This window comes from Butyricimonas sp. BSD2780061689_150309_C8 (genome assembly GCF_015560935.1).
In the GTDB taxonomy this organism is placed as follows: Bacteria; Bacteroidota; Bacteroidia; order Bacteroidales; family Marinifilaceae; genus Butyricimonas; species Butyricimonas paravirosa.
Genome location: NZ_JADMSV010000022.1, coordinates 85,392 through 95,591 on the forward strand (window position 1 = coordinate 85,392; position 10,200 = coordinate 95,591).

The following is a 10,200-nucleotide window of genomic DNA, read 5'->3' on the forward strand; positions in this document are numbered from 1 at the left end:
CATTAAATCTAAAATTCAAAATCACTCCGCTTTTATCCTGAATATCAAACAATACGTCACGGGCAACACCACGATAGTCAACAAACTGGCTACCAGCAAGCCCCCCATGATACAAGCTGCCATGCCGCCAAACATAGCGTCGAACAACAGGGGCAGCATACCCAATATCGTCGTACCCGAAGCCATTGCCACCGGAACTATTCTTGACTTCGTGGCCTGCAACACAGCATCCAGCGGGGCCAACCCGTTCTCCTGTTCGATACCGATTTGGTCCACCAGCACGATCGCATTCTTGATATTCATCCCTACCAATCCCAACACGCCCAGTAAAGCGAAAAAGTCGAACATTTTCCCCATCACCAGCAAGCCGAAGACCACCCCGATAAAAATCAACGGCACCATCAGCAATATAATAGTCGGTTTCCGGTAGGTTCTAAAAAGCAATAGCAACACGATAAACATCAAGATAAACGTCAACGGCATATTGGCAGCCAAAGCCTCGTTGGACTCCACCTGACTCTCGTCCTCCCCGAATATTTTCATTCGGTAGCCTTCCGGCATATCCATACTTTTCACCTTGTTCCACACTTCCGAGAAAGCCGCTTTCGTATTCGCACCCCGTTTGGGATCACATTGCGCCATCATTACCCGGTCCCGGTTATACCGTTTGATCACGTTATAATGATAATCGTAGGCAAAACTATCCACCACCTGCGCCAAAGGCACCGTGAACCCCTGCGTGGCAAACACGGGCAGCGTCTTCATGTTATCCAGATTCTTACTATCAAACCCATCCTCTTTCAGCAATATCGGCATAAACAAATCCTTCTCCCGGAAATCCCCGATAGCCAACCCGTTCGTGGCAATCTTCAAAGCGTAAGCCACCGACTGGCGAGTAATCCCGAGACGTTGTCCTCGTTCCTGCGAGTAGGCCGGTTCCCAAACGGGAACTTGATTTCCCCAACTACTTCTAACATCCGTCACCATATCACATTCTCGCATGATATTCATCGCCCGTTCCGTCAAGGCAGCAAGCGTGTCGATATTCTCCCCGATAAAACCGATCTCGATGGCGGCCTCCACCGCCGGGGACAACTTGAACAAAGAGGAACGGATCAACATATCCGGGTAATTCTCCCGCACGTAAGTATTCAAACGCTCCTCCACGATCGGAGATTGTTCCTTTTTTTCCACCTCGATCAACAGATTTCCGAAGTTCGCTTTTGGCCCGAAAGACGTGCTTGCCAGATAATAGCGCAAGGGCGATCCCCCGATCGTTACCGACACGTTCACCACCTCATCCTGCTCCAGCAAATAAGCCTCAATATCCGACATCATATCCTCCGATTCCCGAATACTGAACCCTTCCGGCAAGAAACAATCTGCCCGGAAATAAGGTTTATCCATACTCGGGAAAAAATTTTGTGGCATAATCCCCATGATATACATGGACACCAAGAACAAACAGACCACCGAGACAATCGTGATCACCTTATGCTTGATCAATCCCCGTAACACGGAAACAAACCTGCGGTAGAACTTCGTATCGTAAGGATCTTTACTCGAATCTCCGAAATTCTCCTTCAGTATAAAATTACCGAACACGGTCGTCTGCGTCAACGCCAGAATCCAACTCAATCCCAGCGAAACCGCCAGCACGATAAATAACGGTTTCACCATCTCCGCCACGGAAGAAGGCGCCAAGTACAAGGGTAAAAAAGAAAATATAGCAATCAGCGTGGCCCCCAACAATCCCCACTGCGGGACGGTGGCCCCCCTGATCAAAGCATCCCGCCGACGCATACCCTTTTTAATCAATATCTGAGCATTATCCGTCACCACGATGGCATTATCCACCAGCATGCCCATTGCTATAATAAAGGCTGCCAGCGACGTCCGGTTCAACCCGACTCCCATAAACTGCATAATCAGCATCGTACCACCGATCGAGAAAATCAACGAGGAACCGATCAATAACCCGGCACGGGTACCCATTACCAGCAAAATAATAAAGATCACGATCACCACGGACTCCACCAGATTCAACAGGAAACCATTGTTTGCCTCCCGTGCAATTTCGTTCTCCGGGTAAAGAGTCACGAGTTCGATTCCCACGGGCATCAACTCCTCCAACTGGCTCAATCGCTCCTTCACCTTATCCCCCGTCTTCACCACGTCACGCTCCGGATCGGTCGAGATACCTATACCAATAGCCCGCTTACCATTCACCCGCATCAAACTGCTTGGCGGATCCATGTACCCCTTTTCAATCGTGGTAATATCCCCCAGTCGTACCTGTTGTCCCGTCTGGGTCACGATCAACTGGTTGCGAATATCATCCAGCGTTTTGTACGTCCCGTCGGCCAATATCTTCAATTCCAAATTTCCCGCCCGTTTCTCTCCCGTGTTAATCAGAGAATTCTGCGACTTGATCGTCTGTATCAAAGAGTTCAGATCAATCCCCGAATTCGCCAACTTCGACATGGAGATAAACACGTTCACCACCTCCGTCTGTTCACCGTACAAGGCCACCTTCTGCACCCCGTCCACGGAAACAAGCTGAGTCTTCAATTTCTGTCCCCACTCCCGCAAATCGTGATAAGAAAAGCCCTCCCCGGCCGTCAACCCGTAGTATATCCCGAACACGTCACCGAAATCATCCGACACGCTGATCGTCGAAGCCCCCTGTGGCAGTGAAGGTTGTATATTCAGCACCTTACGCCGTAACTCGTCCCACATCTGGGGCATCTCCTCCGGCGGTGTTGCCGGGCTCAACTCGATTTGTATTTTAGACATCCCGTAATAGGAATCCGATTTGATCTTGTGTACCCGCCGCATGGATTGAATTTCCCGTTCGATCGGCTCCGTGATTAACTGCTCGACCTCATTAGGAGTGGCCCCCGGGAATCTTGTTATAATGACCGCTGTCTTGATCACGAAAGGCGAATCCTCCTTTTTCCCCAGTAGATCGAAAGATAAAACTCCCCCGACTAACAATATGGCCAAAAAGAAATAAACCACCTTCGTGTTTTCCAACGAATATTTAGCTATATTCATCATATCAAACTATTTAAGCAACTTCACCTTTTGACCTTCCGTTATGTAATTCGCTCCCGCCACGACAATCGTATCCTCGTTCGAGAGTCCCTTCTGCACCATGATCTTATCATTCCCGAACAACTGTCCGATCTCCACGGTCCGGCTAGTCACCGTTCCCGTCTTCGGGTCATACACCCAAACACACGTCTCGTTCGAAGTCGGGTTCTTGAACAACGCACTCATCGGCACGATATAACTATCCTCCACCGGAGTTTCAATCTTCAAATTTACTTTACAGGAAAAACCGGGATATATATTATGCTTATCCCTCGAAAACCGGGAATCATCTATCACCAATTTCACCGGAATACCCGTTCCGTCGGGCGAGGCATCAATAAATTCTTTCACTTTCGCTTTGAACCATATCCCCTTGTAGGTATCAAACTCCACGGTCACCGTCATGGGCGTACGAGTTAAGTCAACACTCGTCTCCGGCAATGTAAAACCAACCGCCAGCTTATTTGGGTTAACCAACTTGATAATCGACTCGCCCGGGTTCACCTTCTGGTAATTCTCTACGAATTTTTTCTCCACAAAACCGTCAAACGGGGCCCGCAGTTTTGTGTCTTCCAGCGTGTTCGCTGACGTCTCGTAAGCCGATTTACCTTTTATATAATTAGCCTCCGCAATTTCGTACTCCTGTTGTGAGATCGCCTGCATGGAAAGCAACCTTCTGTTCCGTTCCAACTGGGATTTAGCCGTTAAATAAGCCGCCTTGTTCGCCTCGAACTGTAAGCGATAATCAAGCGGGTCAACCGCCGCAATCACCTGTCCTTTTTTCACTTTCTGCCCCTCATCCACGTTCATTGCGATCAACGGCCCGGACAACTTAAATGCCAGATTACTGTATTCTTCGGCCTCCACGACACCCGTATACAACTTATTGATAGCTCCCAAAGACTCGACATTTACCACTCTCACAGGACGTACAATATCCTGATACGTGTTATCCTTTTTCCCTTTGCAGCCACTCCACAAAAGAGTCACCGCAATATAAACCATCCATTTAAACCCCATAAAACAAACCTTCTTATTTATTACAAATTATTCTCATTCAATCGCTCGGCTAAATAGTAATGAATATGCCATATTTACATTTTAAACAAATAACTTTATAATTAGAGTTTTCCCCCCTCGACCTGATACGCCCCCTAACCATCTATTGATCACTTAATCTGACTCGTATACGGGAATAAAATGATAAAGTTTTCCATGACATGAACCGTCGAGGAAAACTTTATCATTTAGAATATATTTTTCTACTTCCGTCACTACGACACCTTGTAACGTCGCCATAAGTAAAAGCGTACCATATTGAAACAAGTGGGCTGCATGTATCGACCGATTCCACACTGCTCGTAATACATTATTACGCTAGTGTTCTGCCTAGGTTTCTCCGTGGTTCCTCCGTGCTTTCTCCGTGTCACTTGCGAGCAAACAACATGGAAAATACACGTGAACTCTGCATAAATCCTCTCGTATCCTTAGCGCAACATACAACGAAGACCGAAGTGGAGAGAAATAGGAAAATACAAATTCCTGTTTCCCAAAGACCAGGCAACGCACGAATGCACAAACCTCGTCTTTGAGAAACAGGAATATAATTAATTATCTGGGAATACTCTTTCCCGGGTCACTTCACTAACCCTGCCGTCCGCAGACGGATCTCGGTCAAAATCTTTTTCGTGTATAAGGGGAACTCCCCGTTCAACATCCACGCAAAATAACCGGGTTGCTCTTTCAGTACTTTCACCACGGGAACCCCTTTGTTCTTCCCGAAATTAAATACCTCCACCCCTTCTTCATTGTAAATGATAAATCCGGCAAAATCCGCCGTGTTATTCTGTGTTGAGAACTTGCTTAGGAAAGCGATGTCGTTCTCCAGCGTGTCATTATAACGATCCAGCTGGGCTTTCAGCACCTCGTAAGTGGCCGTCGTATCGGCAGCAGCCGTGTGGGCATCTTCCAAGTTCTTGTTACAATAAAAACGATATGCCGCACTTAACGTACGCTGTTCCATCTTGTGGAAAATTGTCTGCACGTCCACGAACTTCCGTTTCCGCATATCGAAATCCACATCTACACGCAAAAATTCCTCCGCCAGTAATGGAATATCAAAACGATTCGAATTATATCCCCCCAAATCACACCCCTCGATATAACGTGCCAAATCCTTGGCAATCTCCTTAAACGTTGGACAATCTTTCACGTCATCATCATAAATTCCGTGGATTGCAGACGCCGGTTCCGGTATATGCATTTCCGGATTCACCCGGATCGTTTTCTGTTCCTCTTTCCCGTTCGGCATCACTTTCAAAACAGAAATCTCCACGATCTTGTCCTTCGCAATATTAATACCCGTTGTCTCCAAATCAAAGAACACAATCGGGTTGGTTAATTTTAATTCCAAAACTTACTTATTTTAGATTGAATGATTTTAGATCCTAGCGATTAAGTGATTGAATGATTTTCGATGAAGTGATTTTAATCACCCAATCATCGAATCGGCAATCACGGAATCTTTTTCACTCTAAATTTTAAATTCGGTTTAATCAGTAAGGCGAAATTCGCCTTACTGATTAAACCATCATCGGCATCAATAACATCAACAAATCCTCGTTCTCGTTATCGCTCTCGAAAGGCAAGAACAATCCCGGACGGCTCGGATCGGACAACTCCAATACCAGAGATTCCGTGTTAAGGTTGGATAATATCTCTTGCACGAAAGGAGACTTGAACCCGATGGCCATCTCTTCTCCCTCGTACTGGCAAGTAATCGTTTCGTGTCCTGACATGGCATAATCCACGTCCTGAGCAGAAATCACGATCGTTCCGTTACTCAAGTCAAACTTCACCAAGTTACTGGCTTGGTTTGCCATCACGGAAACCCGTCTTAATGAATTATACAACTCCTTCTTTTCGATAATGATCTTTTTCGGGTTATTCTGCGGGATCACGGAATTATAGTTCGGGAAACGTCCTTCCACCAGCGTACAAACCATCTTGTAATTTCCGAAAGTGAAACAAGCCATTTTCTCGTTGAATTGCAAACGCAACTCGCTATCATCCTTCGGTAATATATTCTTCAACAACAAAGACGGTTTCTTCGGCAGGATCAACGCGAACTGATCCCCGTCCGTCTTGGCGTCAAAACGTTTGTAACGTACCAGCTTGTGAGCATCCGAAGCCACGAACGTGAAATTCTCCGGTCCCATCTCCATCAAGATACAGTTCATCACCGGACGCAAATCATCATTTGCCGTGGCAAAAACCGTACGGGTAATCCCCTCCAACAACATACCGCAATTCGTTGCAATCGTATTCACACTCTCGTCCATTCCGGATTGTACCGGATAATCCTCAGCACTCTCTCCCGGCACGGAAAACTCTCCCTTATCCGAGATAATCTTTACCTCGTTCGTCCCCGTGTTAATATCAAACGTCAAGGGTTGTTCCGGAAACTCTTTCAAAATATCCAGCAACAACTTCGCCGGGATCGTGATACTTCCCGGAGTTTCCAGGTTATCCAACTCGATCTTGGCCTCCATTGTCGTTTCTTTGTCGGATGCCGTGGCGTACAACGTATCATCCTTGGCTACCAACAAAATATTATCCAGAATCGGTTGCGCAGGTTTTCCACTAATCACCTTACTCACGGCCTGCAACCGCATCAAAAAACTACTACTTGATACAACGAATTTCATATCTGCTCTTTATAATTTTTATCCATTTATCGTATTTTCCACCTCTTCCACGGTAATCGGCGCCCGACGGTCACCCATACATTTACACCCGTTCTCCGTGATCAATATATCATCTTCCAGACGGATTCCACCGAAGTCCTTGTACGTCTCGATCTTGTCATATACCAAGAATTCCTTGTGCAATCCTTGTTCTCTCCACTGGTCGATCAAAGCGGGGATGAAATAACAACCCGGCTCGTCGGTAACCACGAATCCCGGTTGCAACTTACGACCCATACGTAAAGAAGAAGTACCGAACTGATTGATTGGACGAGTCTCGTCGTCATAACCCACGTAGATTTGTCCCAAATCCTCCATGTCATGCACGTCAAGTCCCATCATGTGACCTAACCCGTGAGGCATGAATAATGCGTGAGCCCCAGCTGCCACGGCAGCATTCACATCGCCTTTCATCAAGCCAAGGTCTTTCAACCCTTGAGCCAGAATCTTGCATACTTCCAGATGCACATACTGGTACGTCACTCCCGGACGGGCAATCTCCATCGCCTTGTTGTTACAAGCCAATACAATATTATATACATCTTTCTGACGTTGATCGAAACGTCCGCCCACCGGAACCGTACGGGTAAAATCGGAACAATAATTCATATTATTCTCCGCCCCGGCATCCGTCAGCATCATACGTCCCACGGTCAATGTCTTGCTATGATCGTGATTATGCAACGTCTCGCCATTCTGGGAAAGGATCACGGGGAAAGAAACCAGACTTCCGTAAGAGGCGGCAATTCCCTCGATCAACCCGGCAATATATTGCTCTTTCTGTCCCGGCAATGCGTGTTTCATAGCAGCCACGTGCATCTCGTAACCAATATTACAAGCCAAGTTAATTTGCTCGATTTCGCAAGCCTCCTTCACGGAACGCAATGCCACCACGGCCTTGATCAATTCCAGAGAAGAATAATTCTTAATCAGCGAGTGATGAATACCCAACAAATCCTCCAACAATAACATGTTGTGATAGCGATAAGGCGGTAAGAAATGAATCTTGCGTCCCTGGCTGATGGCCTCTTTCAAAGCCTCGGCCAATTTACCGAAAGGAGCGGAACAAGTCACACCCACGCTGGCAGCCAAATCCTTCACGCTCGGTTGCGGTCCCATCCAAATAATATCGTCCATGTCCACGTCGTTTCCGTACAGACAAACGTCCCCGGAATCCACGTCCATCAACCCGGCAAACCCGGGCATGTTCAAACCAAAGAAATAAAGGAAAGAACTATCCTGACGGAATTTATACGTGTTAGACGGATAATTTGCAGGAGCTTCCTCATTACCCAGTATCAATACCAAGCCGCCACTCATCTTGTCGATAAGTTGCTTTCTTCTATTTACATACACGCTTTTATCAAACATATTTATTATTTATTTAATGATTAATTTTCCTTGTCAAAATGAGTTGACAAGGTATAAATTTTTTTTCAATGTAACAATTCAAAAATCCATTTTAATCCGGAAAACCAATGCCCGTTCAGCCCCACTCACGGTTATACAACCGTTATACCATAGTTTTATATCCCTAATAATTTCCCACACCTCTTATCGTCACCTCTCCCCACCTTTTCCGGTATATTGGCAAAGGGTAATGAAAGGGCGATAAAAGGGTGATGAAAGGCCCCGAGGAGATTATTACCCTAGTAAAAGGCCGGCTTTACCCCAGCTTTAGGCTATGTCAATTTATCATTCTCCTAGTACTTTCCTGATAGTTCATTTAGACCACGAAGCATTCATCCTGCATTCATAGAGCATTCATCTTCGATAAAATAGATCTTTGATAAGATTATTCTTGCAAGTAAGGCATATCATGTAGTATATTAGCTAACCGGGAAGATATATTCATATTATTATATAGGGCCTCGCAACCATGGTTCAAGGGTTTTCCAAGGTATATGATATATCTTTCCGAAAAAAAATTAAAAATCGACTCACCCGGTTTTCACCCTCATCCGTATTCAAAGTGAAAATTGGATATTCCATAAAAAATAAACGGAACGAAAAGATGGAAAAAGATATTTTATCGAAACTAGAAGTTGCCCGCCTCATCGCTCTCCAGCGTTTGGGAATCCTGCCCGAATCAGAAGAACGGAGACTTTCTGCATGGATGGAAAGAGACGAAAAAAACAAGGCTTTTTATGAACAATTACGCCAAAAATCATTCAATGGAAATGCGACTTCACCATCCACGGCAGAAGGTTGGAATTTATTCGAGAAAAAATATCGTACCGGGAAAAAAGGCTCCCGGCCATTCCGACATACCCTCTACCGTCTGGTGGCAAGTGCCGCCGTGTTAGTTCTTGCCATAACAGGGACATACTACTATCTTACACAACCGAACGAAGAAATAATCTCCTCTCCCCAACCTGTTTCTGCCGTGCAGCTTGTACTGGAAAACGGAAATAAAATCACGCTGGATGACCCGCAATCTTCCGTGCTGGCTTTAAATAACAATGCTGCCTTACATGCGGAAAAACAAGAAATCGACTATGCTACCGCAGAAAAAGAGACGGTTGAAATTGATGAAATCTATCACACGATTATCGTTCCCAAATACGGGGAATACACCGTCCGTCTTTCCGACAATACAACCGTGAAACTCAATTCCGAAAGTACACTGACCTATCCCGTTCAATTCAAGGGAAAGGAGCGAAAAATCCGCTTAACAGGAGAGGCTTATCTGGAGGTGACACCCGACACCACCCGCCGTTTCATCGTTGAGGCCGCGGGCACCACGGTCACCGTGTTGGGAACCACGTTCAACGTGAACGCCTCCGCTCCCGACGGAAATGTAGCAACTACCCTCGTGAACGGGAAAGTGGAAGTAGGCAATGGCCTAACAACGACAATCATTTCCCCCGGCCAGCAAGCCATCACCACATCGGGAAACGCCCACATCGAAGTAAAAGAGGTTGACACGAACGTCGTAACGGCATGGGTACGGGATATGTTCTATTTTGACGAAAAACCACTGGGAGAAATCATGCAGGAATTATCCCGCTGGTACGAATTCAAAGTTATTTTCGAAAAAGAAAGCCTGAAACAACGGAAATTCACCATCGAGACATCTCGTTACGAAGATATTGACAAGGTTCTGAAATTGATTGAAGAGACGCACGTAGTCACGTGCAGAAAGGAGGGAAAAACCATATACATCCAGTAATCTGAAAATAGAAACGGGACATGTTGGCAGCACGTCCCATCGCTATAATTCGTAAACCACACTCCCCGGTCAAAGCGAGTGTTAGTACAAATCAGTAAAACAAAATTACGAAAAAAGGCTGGAATAATCAACCGAAATCGGAATAATAGTGCATCTTGCACTGATAATAAACGCATTACGCTGAAA

At 45.9% G+C, this 10,200-nt stretch carries 6 protein-coding genes; 1 reads left to right on the top strand and 5 read right to left on the bottom strand.

Annotation, left to right across the window (positions count from 1 at the left end; all coding sequences use genetic code 11):
- Window positions 1-21: 21 nt before the first annotated feature.
- The 5 genes from I2I33_RS15250 to I2I33_RS15270 all read right to left on the bottom strand — a co-directional run bounded on the left by I2I33_RS15250 (window position 22) and on the right by I2I33_RS15270 (window position 8,213).
- Window positions 22-3,057 carry an efflux RND transporter permease subunit gene (locus tag I2I33_RS15250; RefSeq protein WP_087422170.1) on the bottom strand — a complete coding sequence of 1,012 codons (3,036 nt, stop codon included), beginning with the start codon at window positions 3,055-3,057 and terminating at the stop codon, window positions 22-24.
- Between the two features lie 9 nt (window positions 3,058-3,066).
- The gene (locus tag I2I33_RS15255; RefSeq protein ID WP_229128327.1) at window positions 3,067-4,116 is read right to left on the bottom strand and encodes an efflux RND transporter periplasmic adaptor subunit; all 1,050 of its coding nucleotides are present in this window, start codon (window positions 4,114-4,116) and stop codon (window positions 3,067-3,069) included.
- 616 nt (window positions 4,117-4,732) lie between these two features.
- Window positions 4,733-5,509, bottom strand: coding sequence for a 3'-5' exonuclease (locus I2I33_RS15260; protein WP_087422169.1), 777 nt, complete (start codon window positions 5,507-5,509; stop codon window positions 4,733-4,735).
- Between the two features lie 169 nt (window positions 5,510-5,678).
- A complete protein-coding gene (gene dnaN / locus I2I33_RS15265) occupies window positions 5,679-6,803 on the bottom strand; it encodes a DNA polymerase III subunit beta (RefSeq protein WP_087422168.1) in 1,125 nt (374 codons plus the stop codon).
- Between the two features lie 18 nt (window positions 6,804-6,821).
- Window positions 6,822-8,213, bottom strand: coding sequence for an aminopeptidase P family protein (locus I2I33_RS15270; RefSeq protein ID WP_087422167.1), 1,392 nt, complete (start codon window positions 8,211-8,213; stop codon window positions 6,822-6,824).
- Window positions 8,214-8,856: 643 nt separating this feature from the next.
- On the opposite strand from I2I33_RS15270, the gene I2I33_RS15275 reads away from it, so the two are divergent.
- Window positions 8,857-10,014 (top strand): FecR family protein, encoded by a 1,158-nt coding sequence (locus I2I33_RS15275; RefSeq protein WP_162613849.1) that lies wholly within the window; start codon window positions 8,857-8,859, stop codon window positions 10,012-10,014.
- Window positions 10,015-10,200: the final 186 nt, after the last annotated feature.